Origin of the sequence: Streptomyces sp. GQFP (genome assembly GCF_021545335.1) — a bacterium.
In the GTDB taxonomy this organism is placed as follows: Bacteria; Actinomycetota; Actinomycetes; order Streptomycetales; family Streptomycetaceae; genus Streptomyces.
The window spans coordinates 1,567,673-1,594,306 of record NZ_CP089312.1; the positions used below are offsets into that span (position 1 = coordinate 1,567,673).

Sequence of the window (26,634 nt, forward strand, 5' to 3'; positions counted from 1 at the left end):
TCCGGTCGCGCTCCAGGGGTACGCGGGAACGCGGCCGGGCGGTGCCCGACGTCACGGTCCCGCCCTCCCGACCGTAGGCCCGCCCGACGCCCGGCGGCACGTCGGCCGCAGCGAACGTGTACGTCCGGGGCCTCGGGAGGCGTACGGCTGCTCACGCCCTGTCGACGGGTGCGACGGCCTGAGCGACAGGCCGGGAGGCCGGTCCAGCGGATGCCGGGCTTCTGCGTGCCGGGCCCGCCACGACCAGCGCGTCCACGGCCGTCGTCAGCGAGGAACCCCTCGATCCTCGCCGCACGCCGGGCTCAGTCGGCCCGCTTCACGACCACCCACTTCGACGGCAGCACGACCCGCGTTCCCTCCGAGGTGTACTCCGTTGTCGTGAGCGGGAGTTCGCCGCTCGCGAGGGTCTCCAGGCCCGCCGCGCCCAGGTACACGGGTACCGCCGAGTCCGCCACCTCGCCGGGTGCGATGCCGTGCTGTAGGACCGGGCGCAGCTTGGGCGGCGGGCCCTCGGGGCTCTCGGCGAGGTCCATCAGGATGGGGCGCGCGTCCTGCGACAGCTCGACCAGGAAGGCCCGGCCGCGCCGTCCGATGAGGGTGGCGATGCCGTCGACGAGGGTCTGCCGGTCGTCGGCGTCGCACTGGTGGAGCACCCCGCGCATGTACACGTTGGTGTCGCCGAGCTTCGCGTGCAGTTCGTCGACCTCGGTCTTCTCGGCGCAGTCGAGCAGTTCGTACTCGGCGGCGGCCTCCGGGTCGGCGCGGCGGGCGCGGTCCAGGGCCGCGGGCGAGAGGTCGGCGCCGATGACGCGGGTGAAGCGGTCGGTGAGGAAGCGGGTCTGGGTGCCGTTGCCGCAGCCGAGGTCCAGGAGGGGCAACTCGAAGTCCGCCATGTGCGGTTCGAAGACGGCGAGGTGGAGGCCGGCGGTCAGCATCGGCTCCGAGTCCCAGAAGACGGCCCCCTGTCCGTGGGGAGCCTCGCGCCAGAAGCCCTCCCAGGACTCCCTGTACCGACTCGACACGCTCATGGCCAACTCCCCAGGGTGCGACGGCGGCCCGTCCGAGGTGACGGGCCAGTTCGGTCTACCGCGCCCCGGTTGCGCCGACAAGCACACCGCGCATACCTTCACCGCTCGTTCGAGAGGTATGCGCCGGTGTGCGTCTCGTACGCCTCCCCCGACCCCGTGGCACGATCAATCCAAACACAGGGCACTGACAATCCGGGAGCAGCCCCGGTGGCCGCCCCGGTCGGAGCTTCAGCGTCGGCGGGGCAACGTGAGTTCGAACCACACGGTCTTGCCCGCGCCCGTACGGCTCGTGCCCCACTCCCGGGCCAGCGTGCTCACCACGCGCAGTCCGCGCCCGGAGTCGGCCGTGGGCTCGGTGTCGAGCAGTGTGGGCAGGCTGTGGTCGTCGTCGTCCACCTCGCACAGCAGGGTCTCGCCCCGCACGAGCCGCAGTTCGAGCGGCCGTCCGTGGGAGTGCCGTACGGCGTTGGTGACGAGTTCGCTGACCAGCAGCGAGGCGCTGTCGACCAGCTTGTCGAGGCCCCAGTCGTAGAGCTGTTCGCGGACCACGGCACGGGCCCGGCCGACCTCGGCGGGGTCGAGGGCGAGCCGCCATTCGGCGACGTCGTCGGGTTCGATGCCGTTCAGCCGGGCCAGCAGCAGCGCCACGTCGTCCTTGCGGCCACCACGCGTGTTGAGGGCGCGGATGATGGTGTCGCAGGCGTCGTCCATGGAGGCGGCCGGGTGGGCGGCGGACTCGCAGAGGGTCGCCAGGCCGACGCCGATGTCCTCCCCGCGCACCTCGACCAGTCCGTCGGTGCACATGACGAGCCGGTCGCCGGGCTCCACGCGCACGCGTACCGCCTCGAAGGGCACTCCGCCGACGCCGATGGGCGCACCGGTGGGCAGGTCGAGCAGCTCGCTGCCGCCGTCCTCGGCACGGACCAGCACGGGCGGGATGTGGCCCGCGTTGGCGATGTGCAGCTCGCTCGCGATGGGGTCGTAGACGGCGTACAGGCAGGTCGCGAGGTAGGTGTCGCCGAGGCGCTGGGCCAGGTCGTCCAGATTGCGCAGGAGTTGGGCGGGCGGGATGTCCATGGCGGCCATGGTCTGGACGGCCGTACGCAACTGGCCCATCATCGCGGCCGAGTTGAGGCCGTGTCCCATGACGTCGCCGACGACGAGCGCGGTGCGGGCGCCCGGCAGTTTCACGGAGTCGAACCAGTCGCCGCCGACCCGGCCGAGGAGGGTGCCGGGCAGATAGCGGGTGGCGATGTCGCAGCCCGCCATGCGCGGCGGGATGTGCGGCAGCATGCTGTCCTGGAGGGTCTCGGCGACGCTCTCCTGGTAGGTGTACATACGCGCGTTGTCGAGCACGAGGCCCGCGCGGGCGGCGAGTTCGGCGCCGGTGACACGGTCCATGTCGTTGAACTCGACGCGCTCCGGATGCCGCAGCAGGATCATGAAGCCGAGGACGACATTGCGTGCCTTCAGCGGGACGACCAGCATGGAGCGGCCCGTGATCAGCGGCCGGATGTCCCGCTTCTCGAACTGCGAGGCGATCATGTGGCCCATCTGCTCGCTGATGCGCGGCACGAGCACGGGCTGACCGCTGGTCATGCACCGGAAGAACGGGGTGTGCGCCGGGAACGGCATGGCCTCGCCGACCGGTACGACGTCGTCCCAGCGGCCTGGTTCATCGGTGTGTTCGAGGGCGACCCGGTGCCACATCGTCGTCGTGTCGGGCACACCGTCGGGGAACCCCTCGCCCGCGACGACCTGTTCGCGCAGATAGGTGCCCGCGACGTCCGTGAAGCGGGGTACGACGGCCTTGCTGACCTCGATGATCGTGCGGGACAGGTCGAGCGAGGTGCCGATGCGTCCGCTGACGTCGTTGAGGAACTCCAACCGCTCGCGCACGGCCGCGTATTCGAGGTCCTGGACGTCGTCCTTCAGGTCCTCGGGCAGGGGTTCGCCGGCCTGCGCCGCGCGGGCCGCCCGCTCCCGGCGGGCCTTGCGCTCGGCGCGCCGGGGCACGCCCCAGTCGGGGGTGACCGGAACCAGGTCGTTCTGGCTGAACTCCAGTACGGGATAGCCCAGTTCGAGGATCTGGGCGACGATGCGGGCGCCCTCCTCGACGCTCATACTGGGCAGGATCTCGGGGAGCCTGCGGGCGAGTTCGTCGGCGCCGGGGAAGTTGGTGTGCAGGGCGAAGCCGGGCGCGATGCGCTCGACGGCGATCTCGTCGTCCTCCTGGCGCAGTACGTCGGTGTCGGCGGCCAGCACCAGCAGGCGCCCGTGGCCGGGGCCCACCAGGGGGTAGGCCCACCACAGGACGTCCACGCGGTCACGCCCCGGCACGGTGAGGCGGGCGCGGCCCGACGCCGGGTAGGACAGCCGGCCGTCGAGGGAGGACTCCAGGTCGGGTCCGAGGCCGTCGTCGGCGAGGTGGGCGCCGTACGGCGTGGCGTCCTCGTCGCCATCGCTGTCGCCGTCGTCGGGGAGGGCTCCGGAGACGGGCAGCAGGTCGACGGCGGGCTGGCCGAGGGCCTGCTCCTTGGATGCGCCGAACAGACGCCGGGCGCCCCGGCTCCAGTGCGAGACGAGGCCTTCGCGGTCGACGACGACCACGGCCAACGGGATACGGCCCGCAGCGGCGTGCTCCGCCGGTGCACTCTCCCCGGCCCCGCGGCCGGGAGTCGCGCCCGTCTCGGTGCCACGGTCCATGGCGCAGGCCCCTTCTTCCCACGGCTCCGCAAGATCTGTGCCGTCGCCACCACGGTACGGCGCCGGTCGGTCGCGATGTGTGGCAATCCGCTAATTGGTCTTCACCGGTCCGCTCCGGCGCACAGCCGCGCGCCCCGCACGCCGGTACGCCAGGACCGACCGGCCGGTCTGCCTCCTTCTCGGCGCCCTTACCTGGGGCTCAGTCGTCGTGCCCGAGCTGAAGGTCGCGTTCCGTTCGGTCGCCGCCCGCCACCTGAAGGACGGTGGCGACCGGTGGGTAGCCGGAGGCGATGACCGTGTACTCGCCGCAGGAGAGGTCGACGAACCGGAACGTTCCGTCGGCTCCGGTGGTGAGCGTGTCCACGACGTTCCCGGCCGCGTCGAGCAGCGTCACACGCGCGTCCTCGACGGGCCGTCCGCCACCGGCCCGCACAGTGCCCTTCAGGACGGCGCCGCCCGCGAGTTCGACGTCCTGGCGGGTCTCCCGGGAGGCGCGCACCAGGACGGGGAGCGCGGTCGGGCGGAACGCGGGCGCGCTGGCGGCGAGAGTGTACTCGCCGGCCACCAGCTCGGTGATGACGTACCCGCCCTCGCGTCCGCTGCGGGTGGTGGCGACGACCTCGCCGTGCGCGTTGGTGAGCGTGACGGTGGCGTCCCGGACCGGCGAGCGGTCCGCGGTCAGCACCTGGCCCACGAGGTGCCCCGCGCCGCCGAGGACGACGTCCAGTTCGACGGGACGCTCGCCGACGGTCACGGTGACCGCCTGCGGCTGGTGACCGCCCGCCGCGGCGATCAGGACGTACGCCCCCGCGCCGGGCGTGGACAGCGCGTACCGCCCGTCCTCGGCGCTCGCGCCGCGCCCGATCTGCGCCCCCGTGACGTCGATGAGGGTGAGCGCCGCGCGCGGGACGACGGTTCCGTCCGGGTGCTGCACGGTGCCGCACACCGGGATTCCGGCGGTGTACGGCGCCCTGGCCTGCGGGATCGCCAGGGGAGCCGTGGGTCCTGGGGAGTCGAGGTCGGCGGGGGCGGTGTGGTGGGACACCAGCGGTTTCTCCTTGAGGAAGAAGGCGATGAGGAGGCCGAGGACGAGCACCGGCACGAGGTACAGGAAGATGCGCGGCATGGCGTCGGCGTACGCCCTGATGTAGCTGTCGCGCAGCGCCGGGGGGAGCGCGTGGACGAGCTGCGGGGTGATCGAGTCGGGGTCGGGGAGACGGGCTCCCGCGCGCGTGGGGAGGCTGTTCTCCAGGGACTCGGCGAGCCGGTTCGCGAACAGCGTGCCGAAGATCGCGGCGCCGACGCTGCCGCCGATCTGCCGGAAGTAGTTGTTGGCGCTGGTCGCGGTGCCGAGGTCGGCGGGGCGCACGGAGTTCTGCACGGCGAGGACGAGAACCGGCATCACCATGCCGATACCGGCGCCGAGGACGGCCATCCAGAGGCTGTAGTGCAGCCGGGGCGTGTCCACTTCGAGGCGGGAGAGCAGCCACATGCCGAACACGGACAGGGCGCCGCCCAGGATCGGCCAGATCTTGTAACGGCCGGTGTGGCTGATGAGCTGCCCGGAGACGATCGACGCGCCGACGATGCCGGCCATCATGGGCAGCATCAGCAGTCCGGACTCGGTGGCGGTGGCACCGTCGACCATCTGCAGGAAGGTCGGCAGATAGCTGGCGGCGCCGAACAGCGCCACGCCGATCACCAGGCCCACCAGACCGGTGACGTTGAAGACGGAGTCCCTGAACAGCCGCAGCGGGATGAGGGGTTCGGGCGCGAAGTGCTCGGCGACGAGGAAGAGCACGGTGGCGACGACCGCTCCGGCGCCGAGCCCGAGGATCTCGCGCGAGCCCCACGCGTACTCGGTGCCGCCCCAACTGGTCAGCAGCACCAGGCAGGTCGAGGCCACGGCGAGCAGCAGCGCCCCGAGGAGGTCGAGCCGGGCCTTGGCGGCGGGCTTCGGCAGCTTCAGCACGACGGTGACGACGGCGAGCGTGAGCAGCCCGAACGGGACGTTGAACCAGAAGCACCACCGCCAGGAGAGATGGTCGGTGAAGTAGCCGCCGAGGAGGGGCCCGGCGACCGAGGCGAGGCCGAACGCGGCGCCGATCAGGCCCATGAAGCGCCCGCGTTCACGCGGCGGCACGATGTCGGCGATGATCGCCTGCACGCCGATCATCAACCCGCCCGCACCGACGCCCTGGAGGGCACGGAAGGCGATGAGCTGGTCCATCGTGCGCGCCCAGCCGGCCAGCGCCGAGCCGACGACGAACACGACGATCGCGAACTGGAAGACGCCCTTGCGGCCGAGGAGATCACCGAGCTTGCCGTAGACCGGCAGTCCGACGGTGGCGGTGAGCAGATACGCGGTGATCGCCCAGGACATCTTGTCCAGGCCGTGCAGCTCACCGACGATCTTCGGGAGCGCGGTCGCGACGATCATCTGCTCAAGGGCGGCGAGCAGCAGCGCGAGCATGAGCCCGAAGAACACCAACCGGACCTGGCGCGGGCCGAGTTGCGGGGGTTCGGCCGGGGGTGGCGCGGGTGCGGTCGTCGGCTCGTCCTGCACCAGAGTGATCCCGCCCATGTACCGCTCCCCTCGCCGCACCTACCGCACAATTCCCGCTTTGGGCGACAACTGTGAGCAAGCGCGACGAGTTACGGCGTACCGTTGCACGGGGGTGGAGATCCACTCGAACCGGTGAGGGGTACGGGGGGCGAGCCAACGCCCCTTGAGAGGTTGCCGCTTGGGAGGTTGCCCTTGGGCTACTTCTCCACCTCGGTGGCGAGCTTGTCGAGGACGGCGTCGTAGATACGGCCGAGGCCCTTGGGGGCGAAGGTCCGCTCGAAGAAGCCGCCGATGCCGCCGGCGCCGTCCCAGACGCTGGTGACGACGACCCTCGACTTGCCCTCGCCCGCCGGGGTGACGCGCCAGGTGGTGACCATCGAGGAGTTGCGGTCCTTCTCGACGAGTTCGCCGTCGGTGGGCTCGCTGACCTCCAGCAGACAGTCCCGGACACGCTTCTTGGTCGCCTGGAGCTTCCAGTGGACGAGGGTGCCCTCGCCGTCGCCGCCCTCGCGCACCTCGTACTCGCTGAACTGCTCGGACAGCACCTTCGAGCGCGTGCCGCTGTAATCGGCGAGGGCGTCGAACACCGTCTCCGCGTCCGCCGCGACGATGCGCTCCGTGGTGGCCTCGACCTGCGCCATTGCGTTCCTCCAGCAGCTGGGTGTTCGGGGGTTCGCGCTCACCCAACCACCCCGCCGCCCGCCCACCCAAATCGGGGTCCGGACTATCGAGGAGCTTCACAGGACTCGAACATACGCTCGCACGATCAAGGGAACATGTGTTCTATTCTCGGGTCAGTGCTACCGAGGAGGTGTCATGCGCTGGGAGAACCTCACAGTGGAATCCGGCTCCGGCTCCAGCCGGACCGACGCCGCGTTGTTCGGCGCGGACGCGGTGACCACCCGTACCTTCGACTCCCCCGAGTTCCGCGGGATCACCTTCCACGAGATCCGGGCCCGCTCGATCATCAACCGGGTGCCGGGGGCCTCCCGCATGCCGTTCGAGTGGACGGTGAACCCGTACCGGGGCTGCACGCACGCGTGCGTGTACTGCTTCGCCCGCAAGACGCACAGTTATCTGGACCTCGACACCGGCCTCGGCTTCGACTCCCAGATCGTCGTCAAGGTGAACGCGCCGGACCTGCTGCGCCGCCAGCTCGGCTCACGCCGCTGGCTGGGCGACCACATCGCGATGGGGACCAATGTCGACTGCTACCAGCGCGCGGAGGGCCGCTACCGGCTGATGCCGGGCATCCTCAGCGCCCTGCGCGACCACGCGAACCCCTTCTCGATCCTGACGAAGGGCACGCTGATCCTGCGCGACCTCGACCTCCTGGTGCAGGCGTCGCAGGTCACGGACGTCGGCATCTCGGTCTCCGTCGGCTTCACCGACCCGGCGCTGTGGCGCACGGTCGAGCCGGGCACACCCGCTCCGGAACGGCGCCTGGACGTCGTACGGACGCTGGGCGAGCACGGCATCGGCTGCGGGGTGCTGATGGCCCCGGTACTGCCCTTCCTCAGCGACCACCCGGCCCAACTGCGGGCCACGGTGCAGGCGATCGCCGCCGCCGGGGCAACCTCCGTGACCCCGCTGGTGCTGCATCTGCGCCCCGGCGCCCGCGAGTGGTACATGGCCTGGCTCGGACACCACCACCCGCATCTGGTGCGCCGGTACGAGCGGTTGTACGCGGAGGGCGCCTACGCCCCCAAGTGGTACCAGCGCCGGATCACCCGCCAGGTCCACGACCTGGCCCAGGAGTACGGGATGGGCCCCACGCGCGCGGGGATGCCCCGCAGGAACCCGGCCTCCGTGGAGCCCGACCCCCTCGTCCCCGGGGCCGCGGCGCCCGAACCGGTCCAGCTGACCCTTCTCTGAGGGCCCGGACGAAGGCCCGAAAATTCGGAGGTCTCCGCGCGGGCGAAACGCCTAGGGTGCCGCCATGAACGACCCGAACGACCCGATCCTCGTCCGCGAGATGACCCTCGCCGACTGCGAGCGCGTCTCCGAGATCCGCATCCGGGGCTGGCAGCACGCCTACAAGGGCCTGATGCCGCAGCCCTACCTCGACGCCCTCAGCGTGGCGGACGACGCCGAGCGGCGGCGCGCGTTCTTCGTGGGGGCCGGGTCGGAGGTCGTGAACCTCGTGGCGGAGCGAGCCGGCGGGGTCGTCGGCTGGGCCTGTCACGGGCCCTACCGGGACGGCGAATTCCGTACCGACGACGCCGAGTTGTACGCGATCTACGTGGACGTCGGGCAGTTCGGCGCCGGGGTCGGGCCGGCGCTGCTGCGGGAGTCGGTCCGCCGGTGCGCCGACGCCGGGCACCGGCGCATGCTCCTGTGGGTCCTCAAGGGCAACGACCGCGCACGACGGTTCTACGAGCGGGCGGGGTTCGCGGCCGATGGCGCCGAGGAACCTTTCGACGTGGACGGGGTCGCCGTACCGGAAGTGCGGTACGCGCGCGTGCTGCCCCGCTGACGGCTCACCACTGCCGTCGGCTCACCTCTGTTTGGGGATGCGTGCCAGCGCGTGCACCGCCGCCTCCGCGAGGGCCGGGTGCGCGAGTGCCTCGTTCAGGACCGGGGCCGCGCGCCGGTCCCCCAGCGTGCCCAGCCCCTCCACACAGGCGAGCGCCACCCGGCGGTAGGGGTCGTGCGGTTTCAGGCGGCGGGCCAGTGTGGTGATCAGCGCGGGCACGGACTCGGGGGCGTGCAGCTCGGCCAGCAGCCGGACCGGGTGCAGGGCGTAGGCGACGCGCAGTTCGTTGGTCGCGAGGGCGGCCGCCGCGCGGGCCGTGCGCGGATCGCCGAGGCGGGCCAGGGCGTACGCGGCGGAGGCACAGCGCTGCGGGTCACGGTGGTTGAGGAGGAGGACGAGGGCCTCGAAGGCCCGCCGGTCGCCCGCGAGTCCGAGCCGGAAGGCGGCCAACTCCCTTGCCCACAGCGGCTGTCCGGGCGCGGTGAGGACATCGGCCAGCGCGTCCGGGTCCTCGGTCGCCGCCAGGTCCTCGTACACCTTCGAGGCACCTGCCCCGGCCTCGGCCCGTAAGCGCTCCGTGAGTGATCGCAACTCTTCGTCCATAAAACCGAGATTAGGTGCGGCAACAGGGCCGCGTGGGCAGGATCTCGGGACGTACATCACAAATTCGGGGGCTGGCGCGCTCGTTACCCACCGGTTAAGCTCAGACGAGCGAGTTACCCACTCGCATGATTGCTTACGACGGCCTGGTGACGCAGCCGTCGTGAGTGCTGGTCGGTTCGGTACGTCAAGTACCGCAGTACGGCACGGCCTTGGGACAGGGCCGTCGGATCCACCTTTCTCCGGGCGTGTGCGCTCGCAGCCCGGCAACACCCGCACTCCTTCTCGCACCCGGTGCGCCCCCTCGGCGCACCCGTCGTGCTCCCAGTCGTCACCACCCTCATTTCTGGAGTCCCGCGATGGCCACTCCCCTGTCCCACCCCTCTCCGTCCCCGCTCGGGACCGTCGCCGTGGTCGGCCTCGGCACGATGGGCACCGGCATCACCGAGGTCCTCACCCGGGCCGGCCGCGAGGTCGTCGGCATCGACATCAGCGAGGCCACGGCCGCGAAGGCCGTCGCCGCCCTGGAGTCCTCGACCGCCCGTGCCGTGGTGCGCGGCCGGCTCACCGAACAGGAGCGCGCGGACCTCCTCGCCCGCTTCCGCACCTCCACCGACCTGCGCGCGGCGGCAGACGCCGACCTGGTCATCGAGGTGGCGCCGGAGTCGTACGAGATCAAGCACCAGATCTTTCGCGCCCTCGACGACATCGTGCGCCCCGAGACGATCCTCGCGACCGGCACCAACGCCCTCTCCGTGACCCGTCTCGCCGCCGACTCGGCGCGACCCGAGCGCGTCTTGGGCCTGCACTTCTTCAACCCCGCGCCGGCGATGAAGCTGGTCGAGGTGGTCTCGTCGGTACTGACCGCGCCGCAGGCCGTCGCCGCGGTCACCGATCTGGCGATCGAGCTGGGCAAGGAGCCCGTCGCGGTCGGCGACCGCCCCGGATTCGTCGCCGACGGGCTGCTGTTCGGCTATCTCAACCAGGCTGCCGCGATGTACGAGGCGAAGTACGCCTCCCGGGAGGACATCGACGCGGCGATGCGGCTCGGCTGCGGGCTGCCGATGGGCCCGCTCGCCCTGCTCGACCTGATCGGCGTCGACACGGCCCGTACGGTCCTGGAGGCCATGTACGCCGAGTCCCACGACCGGCTGCACGCCCCGGCGCCCGTCCTCAAGCAGCTCAGCGAGGCGGGCCTGACGGGCCGTAAGTCGGGACGCGGCTTCTACTCGTACGAGGCACCCGGCAGCTCCACGGTCGTGGCGGACGCCCTGACCCCGCTCTCCGGCGCCCCCGAGACCCCCGGCCGCACGGTCCGCTCCGTCGGTGTCGCCGGCTCCGGGACCATGGCCTCCGGGATCGCCGAGGTCTTCGCCAAGGCCGGGTACGAGGTGGTCCTGGCCGCCCGCAGCGAGGAGAAGGCCCAGATCGCCAAGGCCAGGATCGGCAAGTCCCTCGCGCGCTCCGTCGACAAGGGCCGGCTGACCGCCGAGGCCGCCGCGCAGACCCTCGACCGGATCACCGCGGCGGGCTCGTACGACGCCTTCGCGGACGTCGATCTGGCCGTCGAGGCCGTCGCCGAGGACCTGGAGATCAAGCAGCAGCTGTTCGCGACGCTGGACAAGGTCTGCAAGCCGGGCGCGGTGCTCGCCACCACGACGTCGTCCCTGCCGGTCATCGCCTGCGCCCGCGCCACCTCGCGTCCCCAGGACGTGATCGGCATGCACTTCTTCAACCCGGCGCCCGCGATGAAACTGGTCGAGGTCGTCCGTACGGTGTTGACGGCCGACGACGTCCACTCAACGGTCCGCGAGGTCTGCGTCAAGATCAAGAAGCATGCCGTGGACTGTGGTGACCGAGCCGGATTCATCGTCAACGCATTGCTTTTCCCGTATCTCAACAACGCGATCAAGATGGTGCAGGAGCACTATGCATCTCTTGACGACATTGACGCGGCGATGAAGCTGGGCGGCGGCTACCCGATGGGCCCGTTCGAGCTGCTGGACGTGGTCGGACTCGACGTCTCCCTGGCCATCGAGAAGGTCCTGCACCGCGAGTTCCGTGACCCGGGCCTCGCCCCCGCGCCGCTCCTGGAGCATCTGGTGGCCGCGGGCTGCCTCGGCCGCAAGACGGGCCGCGGCTTCCGCGAATATGCCCGCCGCTGACGGGGAGGGCGACCGGTTCGAACCCGTCTTCGGACAGGAGGACGACTGGGGCGGACTGCTCGACCCGGCCGCAGCACCCCCGCCCGCACCGGGCGGGGGTGGTCCGGGACGTGCGCGCCACCCTGCACACATGCAGTACGTTCGGGTCATGTCCCAGGCCGCCAAGTCCTCCCGTACCCCAGCCACTCCCGACGCACCGGAAAGTGCCGCGGGCAGCCGTGCCGCCGCCCAGCGGCTCAAGATGCGCCGAGAGCTGGCGGCCGCGGCGATGGAACTGTTCTCGACCAAGGGCTACGAAGGCACCACCGTCGACGAGATCGCGGCCCGGGCCGGCGTGGCCCGGCGCACCTTCTTCCGGCACTTCCGCTCCAAGGAAGAGGCCATCTTCCCGGACCACGACGACACGTTGATCCGGGCGGAGGCGGTGCTCAACGCGGCACCCGCGCACGAGCATCCCCTCGACACCGTGTGCCGCGGCATCAAGGAAGTCATGAAGATGTACGCGGCCCGGCCGGAGATCTCGGTCGCCCGCTACAAGCTGACCCGCGAGGTCCCCACCCTGCGCGAGGCGGAGATCGCGTCGGTCGCCCGCTACGAACGCCTCTTCACCCGCTACCTCCTGGGCCACTTCGACGAGCACGCCCACGACGACGACGCGAACGACGACCCGTTGCTGGCCGAGGTCGCCGCGTCGGCCGTGGTCACCGCCCACAACCACGTGCTGCGGCGCTGGCTGCGGGCGGGCGGCCAGGGCGACGTCGAGACCCAGCTCGACCACGCCTTCGGGATCGTACGGAAGACCTTCGGTACGGGCATCGGGGCCGGGCGGGACACCGCGCCCCGGACGGCGCCGGCCTCGGTGACCTCGCAAGGCGAGGTGCTGGTGGCGGTGGCACGGACCGACGCCCCGCTGGACGAGGTCATGCGGACGATCGAACAGGCACTCAAAGAGCGTTCATAACCTGCGCTTCACAGTCTTTTCCCGACCGAAAGCGGGCGGGTGATGGTATGCAATTGCCATCACCCGCCCGCTTTTTTGTGCGAATAGCACCCCCGCGCCCGCACATTGTGCCGATTGTCAGCACATCACTTGTACGATCCTGATCTTTGTGTCCCCGCGCGACATAAGTCCATGGCATGCTTCGTTCCGGGCAATTTCCCGCGCGTCGGACCATCAAGACGCGTATTGCCCACTTCGGCCTTGGGGGGACGGGGGTACGGGGGCCCGGGCCGCGTTTTTCAGAAATACCAGCACCGCCTGCGCGCGGTACTTTGGGGGGAGAACCAACCTTGCCAGCTTCCACATTCGAGCCGCATGTCGGCATCGTCGGGCTCGGCTATGTCGGCCTGCCGACCGCTCTGGCCCTGCTGGAGTCGGGTCTGAGCGTCACGGGCATCGACGTCTCCGCGGACCGGCTGGACGCCATCCGGGCCCATGACGTCGACCTGGTGCCCGACGACCACGTCCGGCTGCGCGCCCACACCGGGGACGCGCCCGGCGCCGACCGCTTCAGCCTGACCACCGATCCCGGTGCGCTGCGCGCCACCGACACCGTCCTGGTCTGCGTACCGACCCCGGTGGACGAGCATTTGGTACCGGATCTGCGCGCCCTGGAGAGCGCCTGCGCGACCGCCGTGGCCCATGCCGTGCCGGGCCAGACCATCGTGCTCACGTCGACCACCTACGTGGGCACCACCCGTGACCTGCTGCTGAGCCCGCTCGCGGCGCGCGGGCTGCGCGTCCCGGAGGACGTGTGCGTCGCGTACGCCCCGGAGCGCATCGACCCCGGCAGCACCGCGCACACCCAGCGCACCACCCCGCGCGTGGTCGGCGGAGTGAGCCCCGAGTGCACCCGGCGCGTCGCCGACGTGCTGCGCCGCACCGGCGCCGATGTGCACGAGGTCCTCTCACCCGAGGCCGCGGAGATGACCAAGCTGCTGGAGAACACGTTCCGGGCGGTCAACATCGCCCTGGCCAACGAGTTCGCGACGATCTGCGGCGAGCTGGGCCTGGAGGCGCTGGAGGTCATCGAGGCGGCGGCGACCAAGCCGTACGGCTTCATGCCGTTCTTCCCGGGCCCGGGCGTCGGCGGGCACTGCATCCCCTGCGACCCGCACTATCTGCTGTGGCAACTGCGCGGCCGGCGGGTGGCGTCACCGCTGATCGACACGGCCATGACCGCCATCGCGACGCGTCCGCACACGGTGGTCCAGCGTGCCCGCGAGGTGCTGGCCGACTCCGGGGTACCGCTGCACAGGGCCCGGATCCTGGTCGTGGGCGTGAGTTACAAGCCGGGCGTCGCCGATCTGCGCGAATCCCCGTCACTGGAGATCATGGCGGAGCTGAGCGAGGCCGGAGCCGAGGTGGCGTACACCGATCCGCTGATCCCGGTGGTGTCGGTGCACGGCCGGCGCCTGTCGGCCGAGGAACGGCCCGGTGACCGGGACTGGGACCTGGTCCTGATCCACTCCGTGCAGCCCCGGCAGGACCTGTCGTGGATCGACGACGAGGTGCCGATCCTGGACACCACCTACCGCCTGCACGAGTTCAAGCGACGGGCCGTCGTATGAGCGTCCAGACCGAAGGAACCACCGCCCGTGCCCCGGACAGCCCCGGCTGCGAGGCCCGGGAGCGCGGTCCCCTGGCGCGGTTCGCGGACCGGATGGACCCGGGGGTACGGCACGCCACCCGGCGGCTGGCCGTGGTGATCGTGCTGCTCCCGCTGCTGCTGATCCTGGCGCGGGAGGCGCCCGGCCTGACCCAGGAACCGCTGCTGCTCGGCTACGGGTTCCTGGTCCTGACCGTGACCATCACCATGCTGTTCATCGCGTACAGCCGCTACGACGACCCGTCGGTCCGCCTGCTGCAGCGGCGTCCGAAGCGCCTGGAACTCTTCCCGGCGCTGCCGGAGCGGCCTCGGGTCAGCTTCCTGGTGGCGGTGAAGGACGAGGAGGAGGGCATCGAGGCCTGCGTGCGCTCGATGGCCGCGAGTACCTGCCCGAACCTCCAGATCGTGATCGTCGACGACGCCTCCACCGACGGCACGCGGGCCAAGCTGCGCCGGTTGGAGCGTGAGCTGTCCGTACGCGTGCTCTACCTGGAGAAGAACGTCGGCAAGAAGCACGCCCTGGTGCGGGCCGCCGAACTGGCAGACGGGGACGTGATCGCGTTCACCGACTCCGACTGCGTGCTCGCCCCGGACGCGCTCGGGCGGTGCGTGGACGCCCTCAAGCGCCATCCGGAGCTGGGCGCGGTCAGCGGGCACGCACGCGCCCTCAACCCCGACGAGACGGTGCTCGCCCGGGCCCAGGACGTCTGGTACGAGGGGCAGTTCCGGGTCGCCAAAGCGGCCGAGGCCGCCTTCGGCTCGGTCAGCTGTGTCTCCGGGCCGCTCGCGGTGTTCCGCCGGGACGCCATTGTCAATTACCTCCCGGCCTGGGCGGGCGACCGTTTCCTGGGCGGTGAATTCCGATTCGCGACCGACCGACAGCTGACCGGATATGTACTCGGTCAAAAATGGAAAGGCAAAAAACTCAAACAACAGTTCGCCGATTCCCCGTTCGTCACCGCACGGGATTATCCGGAACTCCCGTGGCGCATCGGCTATGTGCAGTCGGCGCGTGTGGTCACGACCGTTCCAGCCCGTTTCCGACCGTTCATGCGCCAGCAGGTGCGCTGGAAGAAGAGTTTCATCCGCAATCTCTTCTTCACGGGCACGTTCATGTGGCGGCGCGGCCTCGCCCCCGCGTTCCTCTTCTACGGGCATGTGCTGTGGGTCCTGTGCGCCCCGCTGATGGCCGTACGGCATCTCGTCTGGGCGCCGTACCACGGCCTGTGGTTCCTGACCGGGCTGTATCTGGCCGGGATCCTGCTCAAGGGCGTGGTGTGGGGTCTGGCGTTCAAGGTGGACAACCCGGGCTCCACGCGCTGGCGGTACCGCCCGCTGATGAGCCTGCTGTCCTCACTGGTCCTGTCCTGGCTGCTGCCGTACTCGCTGCTGACGATCCGGCGCGGGGTGTGGTCGAGGAGGCTGTCGTGAGAGCCGTACGAGCCACCGGCAGACTCCTCGCCGCGCTGCTGTCCGCGGCCGTGGTGGCCGGGTTGTATCTGCTGGTCCTGTCCCGGGGGAGCTGGCCGCCGTGGTCGATTCGGTAACCGAGGGGCGTCCGCGCCTCGCCGTCCGGCTGGGCCGGCGCTCACTGCGGGCGGGGCTCGCGGCGGTGACCGCCCTGGTCCTCGCCGTCCCGTTCACCGTGGCGTGGCGCCAGCACGTGGACCGGCGCAACGTCACCCGCCAGGAGTCGACGCCCGCCGCCCTGATCGACGCTGCGACCACCGCACGCTGGAAGGCCCTGGGGGCGCGGCTCCCCGGGCGGGCGGCGCCGGTGATCCTGACGTACCACGACATCCAGAAGAACACCCCGAGCCGGTACGTGGTCGGTCCCGCGCAGTTCGAGCGCCAGCTCGCGGCGCTGCGCACGGCGGGCTACCACACGCTGACCACCGACGAGTTCGTCACGTATCTTCTCGGCGGCCCGGTGCCGCCGCGCTCGGTGATGCTGACCTTCGACGACGGCACCCACGGTCTGTGGACCTACGGCGACCGGATCCTGGCTCGGCACGGTATGACGGCCGTCTCCTTCCTGATCACGGGACGGGTCGGCCGGCACCGGCCGTACTACCTGTCGTGGCAGGAGATCGCCCGGATGTCGAGGTCGGGCCGCTGGGACTTCCAGAACCACACGCACGACCTGCACAGCCGTACCCCCGGGCCCGACGGCAGGCTCGGCTCGAGGCTCGCGAACCGCATTCACCTGGCCTCCACGGGACAGCTGGAGAGCGTCGAGCACTACGAGCGACGGGTCCGCGGGGACTTCACGGAGTCGCTGCGCGACTTCGAGCGGCACGGGCTGCCCCGGTCGCGGCTGTTCGCCTACCCGTTCTCGAAGTCGGCGAACCCGCTGCACGACGACAGCTCCTATTCGCGCGACCTCGTCGAGCGGCTCTTCGTGGCGGCCGTGACCGACAAGACGCTCTCCCCGGAGCCACCGGGGCGCAGGGCGACGGCCCAACAGCAGTTCCAGCGGCTGGAGGTGTTCTCGGACACCAGCGCGGACGACCTGCTGGCCGAGGTCGCGGCGCGCACCCCGGTCCCCCCGTCCGGGGATCCGCTGAGCAGGCCCGAGCTGTGGACCGGCGACGACTGGAAGCCGGTCCGGGGGCTGGGGTTCCTGACCGGCAAGGGCCCCTATCCGCGGGGCAAGTCGTACAGGTACGCGGCGTACACGCCCTTCGGGTCGTCCGACTGGGACCGCTACACGCTCGACGCGACCCTGCGTGACCTGCCGGAGCGAGGAGGACGGGGCACGGTGTTCGTACGGGTCGGCGGGGACGCCACGCTGGGTGTGCGGATCTCGCGCCACACCGCCCAGCTGGTCGACGGGACGAACGGGGACCGGGTGCTGTCCGAGCAGCCGCTCGATCGCGCATCCGATCACCGGGTCCGCATCGTCGTGGACGGAGGCCGGACGACCGCCACGGTGGACGGCCGGGTACGGCTGGAGGCCTCCCATCAGCACGGGGTGCGCGGCTCCGGCGGCATGGCCCTGACGGTGTCCAAGCAGGGCGAGGCGGCGTCCTGGCCGTCGTACGCCCGGGTCCGGCTGACGCCGCTGCCCGGCCCGGCACCCGCCCCCGGACCGTTCGACGGGCCCGGCGGCTGGGTCGACGGCGACGGGAAGCAGGCGCAGACCGTGATCGGCGACGGCACCGTGCAGCCGGTCGGCATCACCAACTGGACGTACGCGGCGTACACACCCGGGCGGCGGACCGACTACACGCTCCGCACCCGTATGACGGGCCTGACCGAAGAGGGTCTGCACGGCTCGGTCGTGGTACGGCGGGGTGCGCCGGACCAGGTCACGGTCCGCCTGTCCGAAGGCTGGATCACCGTCCTGTCCGGGCCCGACGACCGCCCCCGCACCCTGCTCTCGCGCAGGCTTGTCGCGGCCCAGGAGCGGGACGTGCAGGTCACTGTGGGGGCCCGGGCGACACAGGTGAAGGTCGAGGGGCTGCCGGCGCCGGTCGTCGTGCCCGCCTCCGGCGGCGCGGGCGGCATCGCCTTGGCCGCGCACCGGAAGTCTCAGTGGCAGCCGTGGCCCACGTTCGAGCAGTGCGCGCTGAACGGAGGTGGTACGCGATGAGAGTGCCGCCCGTGTCGCGCCGCCACCAGGGACGGGCCCTGGGTGGGGCCGTGCTGGCGCTGGCGGCGCTCGCGGGCGTGCTCACCCTGGTCGGACCCTCGGCCGGGGACGACTCGTCCCCGGCCGAGTTCCGTCCGGAGTTCCCCCAACGGGGGCTGGTCACCAACGAGTTCGCCTACTGGCATCCCGACGCGCCCGGCGCCCGGCACTCCCCCGACTGGACCATGACCAGCGGCTCCCTCTTCGGGCTGGACGGCGCGGGCTGGTCGGGGCGCCCGGACGGCGAGCGGCCCGACGCGGAGTCCTCGAAGGCCACGGACTCGGCGGTGTTCCGGCTGGCCTCGCGCCGCCGGGACTTCGGCGGCACCCGGGTCACCCTGCGGCTGCGTGTGGACGACCTGATCACCACCGACCGCACGCCCGCGCACGCCTATGACGGCGTCCACCTGTGGCTGCGTTTCCACAGCGAGCAGGAGTGCTACGCGGTGAGCATGGCCCGGCGCGACGGGGAGGTGGCCGTCAAGCGCAAGACGCCGGGCGGCCCGTCCAACGGCGGCACGTACGTCACGCTCGCGGTGTCCCGGGCCGAGTTGCCCCAGGACACCTGGGTCGATGTCCTGGCCACCGTCACCGACCTCCCGGACCGCCGGGTCCGCATCACGCTGGACCTGGCCGGCCGGCGCGTCCTGGACGTGACCGACGAGGCGCCCGGCGGTCTCATCCGTCCGGGCGGCGTCGGCATCCGCGGGGACAACGCGGCCTTCCGCTTCCGCGACTTCACCGCACGCCCCGAATGATCCGCCCCACCGCCGGGTGCCGCCGCGAATGATCAGGTCGTCTCCCCGCGCGCCCCGCACGACCCCCATCCGCCCCCAGAGGAGGCACATGTACGACGTCCTGTTCCACAAACCGGCGAGAGTGGCCCCACGTCGGCCCCTGACCGCGCTGCTCACGGCGACGGGCCTCGCGCTCGGCGCCCTGTTCGCCTCCGGGCCACCGGCCAAGGCGGCCCCGGAGGCGGCGACCGTCGTCTCGCTCACCTTCGACGACGGTTCGGCCGACCACTACACGAACGCCCGCCCGATCCTCGACCAGCACGGCATGAAGGGCACGTTCTACGTCAACAGCGGCCGGCTCGGCCTGGCCGGCTATCTGACCGCCGCCCAGACGCGGCAGCTCGCCGCCGACGGCCACGAGATCGGCGGGCACACCGTCTCCCATGCGCGGCTGCCCACGCTGAGCGCCGACGACCAGCGGCGCGAGATCTGCAACGACCGGGTGGCCCTGCTCGACCTGGGCCTCACGGTGAAGAACTTCGCCTACCCGTTCGGGGCGTCCACCTCCGCCACCGAGGGCTATGTCGCCGACTGCGGCTACAACTCGGCGCGGGACGTCGGCCGTCTGGTCACGGGCAGTTCGTGCGGCGGCTGCCCGTACGCGAACACCGTGCCGCCGGCCGAGCCGTACAACGTCCGCACCCATGACTCGGTGACCACCGGCACCACCCTGGCCACGCTCCAGGAGTACGTGACGCGGGCCGAGGGCAACGGCGGCGGCTGGGTGCCGATCGTGCTGCACCATGTGTGCTCGGGCTCGGGTTGCGACGCGACGTACGCCACGACCCCCGCGATCCTCGACGCCTTCCTCGACTGGCTCCAGAGCCGGGGCACCGCCGTGGCCACGGTGGACGAGGTGATCGGCGGGCCGCTACGGCCGGGCGTGCCGGGTCCGGCACCGGGAGCGACCCTGCAGAACGCGTCCCTGGAGACGGCGAGCGGCGGAGTGCCGACCTGCTACCAGCTCGGGGGCTATGGCACCAACACCTACTCCTGGAGCTACACGGCGGACGCGCACTCCGGCGCACGCGCCGAGCGCGTCGACATCACCGCGTACACGAGCGGCGACCGCAAGCTGGTCACCCGGCAGGACGCGGGGGCCTGCTCGCCGGCGGTGAGCACCGGGCGGGCCTACCGGCCCGGACTGTGGTTCAAGGGCAGTTGGGCGGTCGGGTCGCCGGTGAAGATCACTGTGCATCTGCGCAATACGTCGGGCGCCTGGAAGTACTGGTCGAGCAGTACGGCGCTCGCGGCGTCGTCGGGCTGGCGGCAGGCGACGTACACGACCCCGGTGGTGCCCTCGGGCTACACGGCGATCAGCTTCGGTCTCTCCCTGCCGGCGGTCGGCCACGTGACCGTGGACGACTTCTCTCTGGCCCAGGTCTGACCCGGTTCCCTATTACCGCGCCGACGGCGGCACCGAGTGCCGCCGTCGGCGCTTTCTGCGCGTCCACTCCGCGCACACGCTCCGTACTCACAAGTAGCCTTTGATCGATCATCGCTCATTTGTTACGTAAAGATTTCATTTGAGGCCACTTTCTGGCACCCAGTGCCTTGCCGCCTGACACGGGGTGCCATACCTTGAAGGTGTCCGGGCGGCCGGCGTGCAGAGACCATTCGTACGCCGGCTGTCCCCGCAAACCACGTGTTTGCGCGCCCGGACGCCTGCGTCACAGGCAACCTCCCGCGCCACCACGCGCTGCCGAAACACCACCGCCGAACCGACGGCACGTCTCACCCCAACCCTCAGCAGCACCGACGTAACCCTCAGCGTCTTCCCTCGAGACGCCATTCGCCGGAGGCAACACCGTGACCGTTAAGGACATCCTGGACGCGATCCAGTCGCCGGACTCGGCTCCGGCCGACTTCGCCGCCCTTCAGCTTCCCGAGTCGTACCGTGCGATCACCGTGCACAAGGACGAGACGGACATGTTCGCGGGCCTCGAAACCCGCGACAAGGACCCCCGGAAGTCGATCCACCTGGACGACGTCCCGGTGCCGGAACTCGGTCCGGGCGAGGCCCTGGTGGCCGTCATGGCATCGAGCGTCAACTACAACTCGGTCTGGACGTCGATCTTCGAGCCGCTGTCCACCTTCGGCTTCCTGGAGCGCTACGGAAGGCTCAGCGAGCTGACCAAGCGGCACGACCTGCCGTACCACGTCATCGGTTCCGACCTCGCGGGCGTCGTCCTGCGCACCGGTCCCGGCGTCAACTCCTGGAAGCCCGGCGACGAGGTCGTCGCGCACTGCCTGAGCGTCGAGCTGGAGTCCTCCGACGGGCACAACGACACGATGCTCGACCCCGAACAGCGCATCTGGGGCTTCGAGACGAACTTCGGCGGGCTGGCGGAGATCGCCCTCGTCAAGTCCAACCAGCTGATGCCCAAGCCGGACCACCTGTCGTGGGAGGAGGCCGCCGCACCCGGTCTGGTCAACTCCACCGCGTACCGCCAGCTGGTGTCGTGCAACGGCGCCGGGATGAAGCAGGGCGACAACGTCCTCATCTGGGGCGCGAGCGGCGGCCTCGGCTCGTACGCCACCCAGTTCGCGCTGGCCGGCGGCGCCAACCCCATCTGCGTCGTCTCCAGCGAGCAGAAGGCGGACATCTGCCGGAAGATGGGCGCCGAGGCGATCATCGACCGCAACGCCGAGGGCTACAAGTTCTGGGCCGACGAGCACAACCAGGACCCACGCGAGTGGAAGCGCTTCGGCAAGCGCATCCGTGAGCTGACCGGCGGCGAGGACGTCGACATCGTCTTCGAGCACCCCGGCCGCGAGACCTTCGGCGCGTCGGTCTACGTCACCCGCAAGGGCGGCACGATCGTCACCTGCGCCTCGACCTCGGGCTTCAACCACGAGTACGACAACCGCTACCTGTGGATGTCCCTCAAGCGCATCATCGGCTCCCACTTCGCCAACTACCGCGAGGCCTGGGAGGCCAACCGCCTGGTCGCCAAGGGCAAGATCCACCCGACGCTGTCCAAGGTGTACTCCCTGGAGGAGACCGGGCAGGCCGCCTACGACGTCCACCGCAACCTCCACCAGGGCAAGGTCGGCGTCCTGTGCCTGGCCCCCGAGGAAGGCCTCGGTGTGCGCGACGAGGAGAAGCGCGCCCAGCACATCGACGCCATCAACCGCTTCCGGAACATCTGAGGGCCTGAGGTCACCGATGACTGAGCGTCAGAAAGACCGGCCGTGGCTCATGCGCACGTACGCCGGTCACTCCACGGCCGAGGCGTCCAACGAGCTGTACCGGCGCAACCTCGCCAAGGGCCAGACAGGTCTGTCGGTGGCCTTCGACCTGCCGACCCAGACCGGGTACGACCCCGACCACATCCTCGCCCGCGGCGAGGTCGGCCGGGTCGGTGTGCCCGTCTCGCACCTCGGTGACATGCGCCGACTGTTCCAGGACATCCCCCTGGACCAGATGAACACCTCGATGACGATCAACGCCACCGCCATGTGGCTGCTGGCGCTCTACCAGGTCGTCGCCGAGGAGCAGGGTGTCGACATCACCACGCTCCAGGGGACGACCCAGAACGACATCGTCAAGGAGTACCTGTCCCGGGGCACGCACGTGTTCCCGCCGGGACCCTCGCTCCGGCTGACGACGGACATGATCTGCTACACGGTCAACCACATCCCCAAGTGGAACCCGATCAACATATGCAGCTACCACCTCCAGGAGGCAGGGGCGACCCCGGTTCAGGAGATCGCGTACGCGATGTCGACGGCCATCGCGGTCCTGGACGCCGTACGGGACTCGGGGCAGGTGCCGCCCGAGAAGTTCGGTGATGTCGTCGCCCGGATCTCCTTCTTCGTGAACGCGGGTGTCCGGTTCATCGAGGAGATGTGCAAGCTGCGGGCGTTCGGGCGGATCTGGGACCAGGTCACGCGCAAGCGGTACGGCATCGAGAACCCCAAGCAGCGGCGCTTCCGGTACGGCGTGCAGGTCAACTCCCTGGGACTGACCGAGGCGCAGCCGGAGAACAACGTCCAGCGGATCGTGCTGGAGATGCTGGCCGTGACCCTGTCGAAGGACGCACGCGCGCGTGCCGTCCAGCTCCCCGCCTGGAACGAGGCGCTGGGGCTCCCCCGGCCCTGGGACCAGCAGTGGTCGCTGCGCATGCAGCAGGTGCTCGCCTACGAGAGCGATCTGCTGGAGTACGAGGACATCTTCGCCGGGTCGCACGTGGTCGAGAAGAAGGTGGCCGAGCTGGTCGAGGAGTCGCTCGCCGAGATCGGCCGCATCGAGGAGATGGGCGGCGCGATGGCCGCCGTCGAGTCGGGCTACCTGAAGTCGCAGCTCGTGGCGTCCCATGCCGAGCGCCGGGCCCGTATCGAGTCCGGGCAGGAGAAGATCGTCGGCGTCAACATCTTCGAGTCGACCGAGCCGAACCCGCTCACGGCGGACCTCGACGCGGCGATCCAGACTGTCGATCCGGCCGTCGAGGCACGGGTGACCTCGGCGCTCCAGGGCTGGCGCGACACGCGTTACCAGCCGCCCTTCAACCACCCGCGCCCGTGCAAGGCGCTGGAGCGGCTGAAGGAGGCCGCGAAGGGCACCGACAACCTCATGGAAGCCACCCTGGAGTGCGCCCGCGCAGGCGTCACGACCGGTGAGTGGGCCGGGGCCCTGCGGGAGGTGTTCGGGGAGTTCCGGGCGCCGACCGGGGTCTCGTCCGCGCCGGTCGCGGTGACCGCCGGGGAGGGCACCGCGATGGCGCTGGTCCGCCGCGGGGTGGAGGCCACGGCGCGGGACATGGGCGTGGGCAAGCTCCGGTTCCTGGTGGGCAAGCCGGGCCTGGACGGGCACTCCAACGGGGCCGAGCAGATCGCCGTACGGGCCCGTGACGCGGGGTTCGAGGTGGTCTACCAGGGCATCCGGCTCACCCCGGAGGAGATCGTGGAGGCGGCGGTCGCCGAGGACGTGCACGCGGTCGGCCTGTCGATCCTGTCCGGCTCGCACGCCCAGCTCGTGCCGGACGTACTGGAGCGGCTCCGTGTGGCCGGTGCCACAGATATACCCGTGATCGCCGGTGGGATCATCCCCAATGGTGACGCCGAACAGCTGAAGGCTGCGGGCGTGGCCGCGGTCTTCACCCCGAAGGACTTCGACATCACCGGAATCATCGGCCGCATCGTCGACGAGATCCGGAAAGCGAACAAGCTCGACCCCCTGGAGGTCCCCGCATGACCACGCCCGTCAACCGTCTGCGTCCGCGCCGCTCCTGTCTGGCCGTTCCGGGGAGCAACCCCCGTTTCCTGGAGAAGGCCCAGGGGCTGCCGGCCGACCAGGTCTTCCTCGACCTGGAGGACGCGTGCGCGCCGCTCGCCAAGCCCGAGGCGCGGCACACCATCGTCAAGTTCCTCAACGAGGGCGACTGGACGGGCAAGACGAGGGTCGTGCGCGTCAACGACTGGACGACGGAGTGGACGTACCGCGATGTCGTCACGGTCGTCGAGGGGGCCGGTCAGAACCTCGACTGCATCATGCTGCCGAAGGTGCAGACCGCCCAGCAGGTCGTCGCCCTCGACCTGCTGCTGACGCAGATCGAGAAGACGATGGGCTTCGAGGTCGGCAAGATCGGCATCGAGGCGCAGATCGAGAACGCGCAGGGCCTCAACAACGTCAACGAGATCGCGACGGCCTCCCAGCGCGTCGAGACGATCATCTTCGGCCCGGCCGACTTCATGGCGTCGATCAACATGAAGTCGCTGGTCGTGGGCGAGCAGCCGCCCGGCTACCCGGCGGACGCCTACCACTACATCCTGATGAAGATCCTGATGGCGGCCCGCGCCAACAACCTCCAGGCGATCGACGGCCCCTACCTGCAGATCCGCAACATCGACGGCTACCGCGAGGTCGCCCAGCGTGCCGCCGCGCTCGGCTTCGACGGCAAGTGGGTGCTGCACCCGGGCCAGGTCGAGGCGTCCAACGAGATCTTCTCGCCCTCGCAGGAGGACTTCGACCACGCCGAACTGATCCTGGACGCCTACGACTTCTACACGTCCGAGGCGGGCGGGAAGAAGGGCTCCGCGATGCTCGGCGACGAGATGATCGACGAGGCCAGCCGCAAGATGGCGCTGGTCATCTCGGGCAAGGGCCGGGCCGCAGGCATGGAGCGCACGTCCAAGTTCGAAGCGCCCTCCGACTGACTCGGGCCAGGCAGTTCGGAAGGCACACAAAACCCTCATCCCCCAGGCCCCGAAGGGGCCTAGGGGGAATACCAGCCCGGAGGGCAAGATCATGCAGTTCGGCCGCACCTACGAAGAGTTCACAGTCGGCGACGTCTATCGGCACTGGCCCGGGAAGACGGTCACGGAGTACGACGACCACCTCTTCTGTCTCCTGACGATGAACCACCACCCGCTCCACATGGACGCCAACTACGCGGAGAACACGACCGACTTCGGCAAGAACGTCGTGGTCGGCAACTACATCTACTCCCTGCTCCTGGGCATGTCCGTGCCGGACGTGTCGGGCAAGGCGATCGCGAACCTGGAGATCGAGTCGCTGAAGCACGTGGCGCCGACCTTCCACGGCGACACGATCTACGGCGAGACGACGGTCCTCGACAAGACGCCCTCCCGGTCGAAGAACGACCGCGGGATCGTGTACGTCGAGACCAAGGGCTACAAGCAGGACGGCACGCTGGTCTGCGTGTTCCGTCGCAAGGTGATGGTGCCCACCGAGACGTACATCAAGGAGCGCGGCGGCGAACAGCCCGGCCGGCCCCAGCTCAAGGAGCAGGAGAAGTAGCCATGGCGCGACTCGCCCAGACCGCCGGTCTGACCGACATCCAGCAGGAGATCCTGTCCACGGTCCGGGACTTCGTGGACAAGGAGATCATCCCGGTCGCGACCGAGCTGGAGCACCGCGACGAGTATCCGCAGCAAATCGTCGACGGCCTCAAGGAGTTGGGCCTGTTCGGCCTGATGATCCCCGAGGAGTACGGCGGTCTGGGCGAGTCGCTCCTGACGTACGCGCTGTGCGTCGAGGAGATCGCGCGTGGCTGGATGTCGGTCTCCGGGATCATCAACACGCACTTCATCGTGGCGTACATGCTCAAGCAGCACGGCACGCAGGAGCAGAAGGACCACTTCCTGCCGAAGATGGCGGCCGGTGAGATCCGGGGCGCGTTCTCGATGTCGGAGCCGGCGCTCGGCTCGGACGTGTCGGCCATCACCTCCAAGGCGGTCCGGGACGGTGACGAGTACGTCCTCAACGGGCAGAAGATGTGGCTGACGAACGGCGGAACGTCCACTCTGGTCGCCGTACTCGTCCGAAGTGACGAAGGACACCCGGAGGGGACCGCGCCCCACAAGTCAATGACCACCTTCCTGGTCGAGAAGGAGGCGGGCTTCGGTGAGGTCCGGCCCGGGCTCACCATCCCGGGGAAGATCGACAAGATGGGTTACAAGGGTGTCGACACCACCGAACTCATCATGGACGGACTGCGCATTCCGGCCAATCGCGTGCTCGGTGGCGCCACCGGCCGGGGTTTTTACCAAATGATGGACGGCGTCGAGGTGGGCCGCGTCAACGTGGCCGCGCGTGGCTGCGGTGTCGCTCAGCGTGCGTTCGAACTGGGCGTCTCGTATGCCCAGCAGCGTCACACTTTCGGCAAGCCGATCGCCCAGCACCAGGCGATCCAGTTCAAGCTGGCCGAGATGGCTACCAAGGTCGAGGCCGCCCATGCGATGATGGTGAACGCGGCACGCAAAAAGGACTCGGGAGAACGAAACGACCTTGAGGCAGGGATGGCGAAGTACCTCGCCTCCGAGTACTGCAAAGAGGTCGTGGAGGACGCCTTCCGGATCCACGGCGGCTACGGCTTCTCCAAGGAGTACGAGATCGAGCGCCTCTACCGCGAGGCCCCGATGCTGCTGATCGGCGAAGGTACGGCCGAGATCCAGAAAATGATCATCGGGCGCAGGTTGCTCGAAGAGTACAAATTCCAGGGCTGATTGTTCGGTTCGGGGTGTTTTCTTCGAGAAGAAGATCACACCCCGTCAGTACTCTTCAGCCGCCGACTCGGCTTCCTGGCTT

Annotated in this window: 19 protein-coding genes; 14 read left to right on the top strand and 5 right to left on the bottom strand. The window is 70.1% G+C overall.

Annotation, left to right across the window (positions count from 1 at the left end):
- Positions 1 to 302: 302 nt before the first annotated feature.
- The 4 genes from LUX31_RS06880 to LUX31_RS06895 all read right to left on the bottom strand — a co-directional run bounded on the left by LUX31_RS06880 (position 303) and on the right by LUX31_RS06895 (position 6,941).
- A complete protein-coding gene (locus LUX31_RS06880) occupies positions 303 to 1,028 on the bottom strand; it encodes a class I SAM-dependent methyltransferase (RefSeq protein WP_235473884.1) in 726 nt (241 codons plus the stop codon).
- Between the two features lie 228 nt (positions 1,029 to 1,256).
- Positions 1,257 to 3,734, bottom strand: coding sequence for an ATP-binding SpoIIE family protein phosphatase (locus tag LUX31_RS06885; protein ID WP_235473885.1), 2,478 nt, complete (start codon positions 3,732 to 3,734; stop codon positions 1,257 to 1,259).
- Positions 3,735 to 3,933: 199 nt separating this feature from the next.
- Entirely contained in the window at positions 3,934 to 6,318 is a 2,385-nt protein-coding gene (locus tag LUX31_RS06890; protein ID WP_235473886.1) for an MFS transporter, read from the bottom strand.
- A gap of 179 nt (positions 6,319 to 6,497) precedes the next feature.
- A complete protein-coding gene (locus LUX31_RS06895; RefSeq protein ID WP_235473887.1) occupies positions 6,498 to 6,941 on the bottom strand; it encodes an SRPBCC family protein in 444 nt (147 codons plus the stop codon).
- A gap of 175 nt (positions 6,942 to 7,116) precedes the next feature.
- On the opposite strand from LUX31_RS06895, the gene LUX31_RS06900 reads away from it, so the two are divergent.
- Together LUX31_RS06900 and LUX31_RS06905 are read left to right on the top strand one after the other, a co-directional pair.
- Complete coding sequence (locus LUX31_RS06900) at positions 7,117 to 8,175, top strand: Rv2578c family radical SAM protein (RefSeq protein ID WP_235473888.1); 1,059 nt, start codon at positions 7,117 to 7,119, stop codon at positions 8,173 to 8,175.
- A 64-nt stretch (positions 8,176 to 8,239) separates the two neighbouring features.
- Positions 8,240 to 8,776, top strand: coding sequence for a GNAT family N-acetyltransferase (locus tag LUX31_RS06905; protein ID WP_235473889.1), 537 nt, complete (start codon positions 8,240 to 8,242; stop codon positions 8,774 to 8,776).
- Positions 8,777 to 8,797: 21 nt separating this feature from the next.
- On the opposite strand, the gene LUX31_RS06910 is transcribed toward LUX31_RS06905, so the two are convergent.
- Positions 8,798 to 9,379 (bottom strand): adenylosuccinate lyase, encoded by a 582-nt coding sequence (locus LUX31_RS06910; RefSeq protein ID WP_235473890.1) that lies wholly within the window; start codon positions 9,377 to 9,379, stop codon positions 8,798 to 8,800.
- Positions 9,380 to 9,735: 356 nt separating this feature from the next.
- Here LUX31_RS06910 and LUX31_RS06915 point away from each other — a divergent pair, with 356 nt between their 5' ends.
- The 12 genes from LUX31_RS06915 to LUX31_RS06970 all read left to right on the top strand — a co-directional run bounded on the left by LUX31_RS06915 (position 9,736) and on the right by LUX31_RS06970 (position 26,552).
- Positions 9,736 to 11,541, top strand: a complete 1,806-nt coding sequence (locus tag LUX31_RS06915; RefSeq protein WP_235473891.1) for a 3-hydroxyacyl-CoA dehydrogenase family protein — start codon at positions 9,736 to 9,738, stop codon at positions 11,539 to 11,541.
- Between the two features lie 148 nt (positions 11,542 to 11,689).
- Positions 11,690 to 12,502 (top strand): TetR family transcriptional regulator, encoded by an 813-nt coding sequence (locus LUX31_RS06920; RefSeq protein ID WP_235479819.1) that lies wholly within the window; start codon positions 11,690 to 11,692, stop codon positions 12,500 to 12,502.
- Positions 12,503 to 12,831: 329 nt separating this feature from the next.
- Positions 12,832 to 14,112 carry a nucleotide sugar dehydrogenase gene (locus tag LUX31_RS06925; protein ID WP_235473892.1) on the top strand — a complete coding sequence of 427 codons (1,281 nt, stop codon included), beginning with the start codon at positions 12,832 to 12,834 and terminating at the stop codon, positions 14,110 to 14,112.
- Positions 14,109 to 15,581 carry a glycosyltransferase family 2 protein gene (locus LUX31_RS06930; RefSeq protein ID WP_235473893.1) on the top strand — a complete coding sequence of 491 codons (1,473 nt, stop codon included), beginning with the start codon at positions 14,109 to 14,111 and terminating at the stop codon, positions 15,579 to 15,581. Before LUX31_RS06925 ends, LUX31_RS06930 begins: the two co-directional genes overlap by 4 nt.
- Before the next feature lie 100 nt (positions 15,582 to 15,681).
- On the top strand, positions 15,682 to 17,745 hold the full coding sequence (locus LUX31_RS06935) for a polysaccharide deacetylase family protein (RefSeq protein ID WP_235473894.1): 2,064 nt from the start codon (positions 15,682 to 15,684) through the stop codon (positions 17,743 to 17,745).
- Positions 17,742 to 18,542, top strand: a complete 801-nt coding sequence (locus LUX31_RS06940) for a hypothetical protein (protein WP_235473895.1) — start codon at positions 17,742 to 17,744, stop codon at positions 18,540 to 18,542. Before LUX31_RS06935 ends, LUX31_RS06940 begins: the two co-directional genes overlap by 4 nt.
- Before the next feature lie 88 nt (positions 18,543 to 18,630).
- Entirely contained in the window at positions 18,631 to 19,968 is a 1,338-nt protein-coding gene (locus tag LUX31_RS06945) for a polysaccharide deacetylase family protein (protein WP_235473896.1), read from the top strand.
- A 422-nt stretch (positions 19,969 to 20,390) separates the two neighbouring features.
- Positions 20,391 to 21,734 (top strand): crotonyl-CoA carboxylase/reductase, encoded by a 1,344-nt coding sequence (gene ccrA / locus LUX31_RS06950; RefSeq protein ID WP_235473897.1) that lies wholly within the window; start codon positions 20,391 to 20,393, stop codon positions 21,732 to 21,734.
- A gap of 16 nt (positions 21,735 to 21,750) precedes the next feature.
- Positions 21,751 to 23,778: a protein meaA gene (locus tag LUX31_RS06955; protein ID WP_235473898.1), complete on the top strand. Its 2,028-nt coding sequence runs from the start codon at positions 21,751 to 21,753 to the stop codon at positions 23,776 to 23,778.
- Positions 23,775 to 24,740, top strand: a complete 966-nt coding sequence (locus LUX31_RS06960) for an HpcH/HpaI aldolase/citrate lyase family protein (protein ID WP_235473899.1) — start codon at positions 23,775 to 23,777, stop codon at positions 24,738 to 24,740. The genes LUX31_RS06955 and LUX31_RS06960 overlap by 4 nt, the downstream gene beginning before the upstream one ends.
- A 91-nt stretch (positions 24,741 to 24,831) precedes the next feature.
- On the top strand, positions 24,832 to 25,344 hold the full coding sequence (locus LUX31_RS06965; RefSeq protein WP_235473900.1) for a MaoC family dehydratase: 513 nt from the start codon (positions 24,832 to 24,834) through the stop codon (positions 25,342 to 25,344).
- A 2-nt stretch (positions 25,345 to 25,346) separates the two neighbouring features.
- Positions 25,347 to 26,552 carry an acyl-CoA dehydrogenase family protein gene (locus tag LUX31_RS06970; protein ID WP_235473901.1) on the top strand — a complete coding sequence of 402 codons (1,206 nt, stop codon included), beginning with the start codon at positions 25,347 to 25,349 and terminating at the stop codon, positions 26,550 to 26,552.
- Positions 26,553 to 26,634: the final 82 nt, after the last annotated feature.

What these genes read in the sequence shown, in the direction of transcription:
- LUX31_RS06880 (WP_235473884.1), bottom strand. Translation starts at nt 1,028, where the DNA reads ATGAGCGTGTCGAGTCGGTACAGGGAGTCCTGGGAGGGCTTCTGGCGC.
- LUX31_RS06885 (WP_235473885.1), bottom strand. Translation starts at nt 3,734, where the DNA reads ATGGACCGTGGCACCGAGACGGGCGCGACTCCCGGCCGCGGGGCCGGG.
- LUX31_RS06890 (WP_235473886.1), bottom strand. Translation starts at nt 6,318, where the DNA reads ATGGGCGGGATCACTCTGGTGCAGGACGAGCCGACGACCGCACCCGCG.
- LUX31_RS06895 (WP_235473887.1), bottom strand. Translation starts at nt 6,941, where the DNA reads ATGGCGCAGGTCGAGGCCACCACGGAGCGCATCGTCGCGGCGGACGCG.
- LUX31_RS06900 (WP_235473888.1), top strand. Translation starts at nt 7,117, where the DNA reads ATGCGCTGGGAGAACCTCACAGTGGAATCCGGCTCCGGCTCCAGCCGG.
- LUX31_RS06905 (WP_235473889.1), top strand. Translation starts at nt 8,240, where the DNA reads ATGAACGACCCGAACGACCCGATCCTCGTCCGCGAGATGACCCTCGCC.
- LUX31_RS06910 (WP_235473890.1), bottom strand. Translation starts at nt 9,379, where the DNA reads ATGGACGAAGAGTTGCGATCACTCACGGAGCGCTTACGGGCCGAGGCC.
- LUX31_RS06915 (WP_235473891.1), top strand. Translation starts at nt 9,736, where the DNA reads ATGGCCACTCCCCTGTCCCACCCCTCTCCGTCCCCGCTCGGGACCGTC.
- LUX31_RS06920 (WP_235479819.1), top strand. Translation starts at nt 11,690, where the DNA reads ATGTCCCAGGCCGCCAAGTCCTCCCGTACCCCAGCCACTCCCGACGCA.
- LUX31_RS06930 (WP_235473893.1), top strand. Translation starts at nt 14,109, where the DNA reads ATGAGCGTCCAGACCGAAGGAACCACCGCCCGTGCCCCGGACAGCCCC.
- LUX31_RS06940 (WP_235473895.1), top strand. Translation starts at nt 17,742, where the DNA reads ATGAGAGTGCCGCCCGTGTCGCGCCGCCACCAGGGACGGGCCCTGGGT.
- LUX31_RS06945 (WP_235473896.1), top strand. Translation starts at nt 18,631, where the DNA reads ATGTACGACGTCCTGTTCCACAAACCGGCGAGAGTGGCCCCACGTCGG.
- LUX31_RS06955 (WP_235473898.1), top strand. Translation starts at nt 21,751, where the DNA reads ATGACTGAGCGTCAGAAAGACCGGCCGTGGCTCATGCGCACGTACGCC.
- LUX31_RS06960 (WP_235473899.1), top strand. Translation starts at nt 23,775, where the DNA reads ATGACCACGCCCGTCAACCGTCTGCGTCCGCGCCGCTCCTGTCTGGCC.
- LUX31_RS06965 (WP_235473900.1), top strand. Translation starts at nt 24,832, where the DNA reads ATGCAGTTCGGCCGCACCTACGAAGAGTTCACAGTCGGCGACGTCTAT.
- LUX31_RS06970 (WP_235473901.1), top strand. Translation starts at nt 25,347, where the DNA reads ATGGCGCGACTCGCCCAGACCGCCGGTCTGACCGACATCCAGCAGGAG.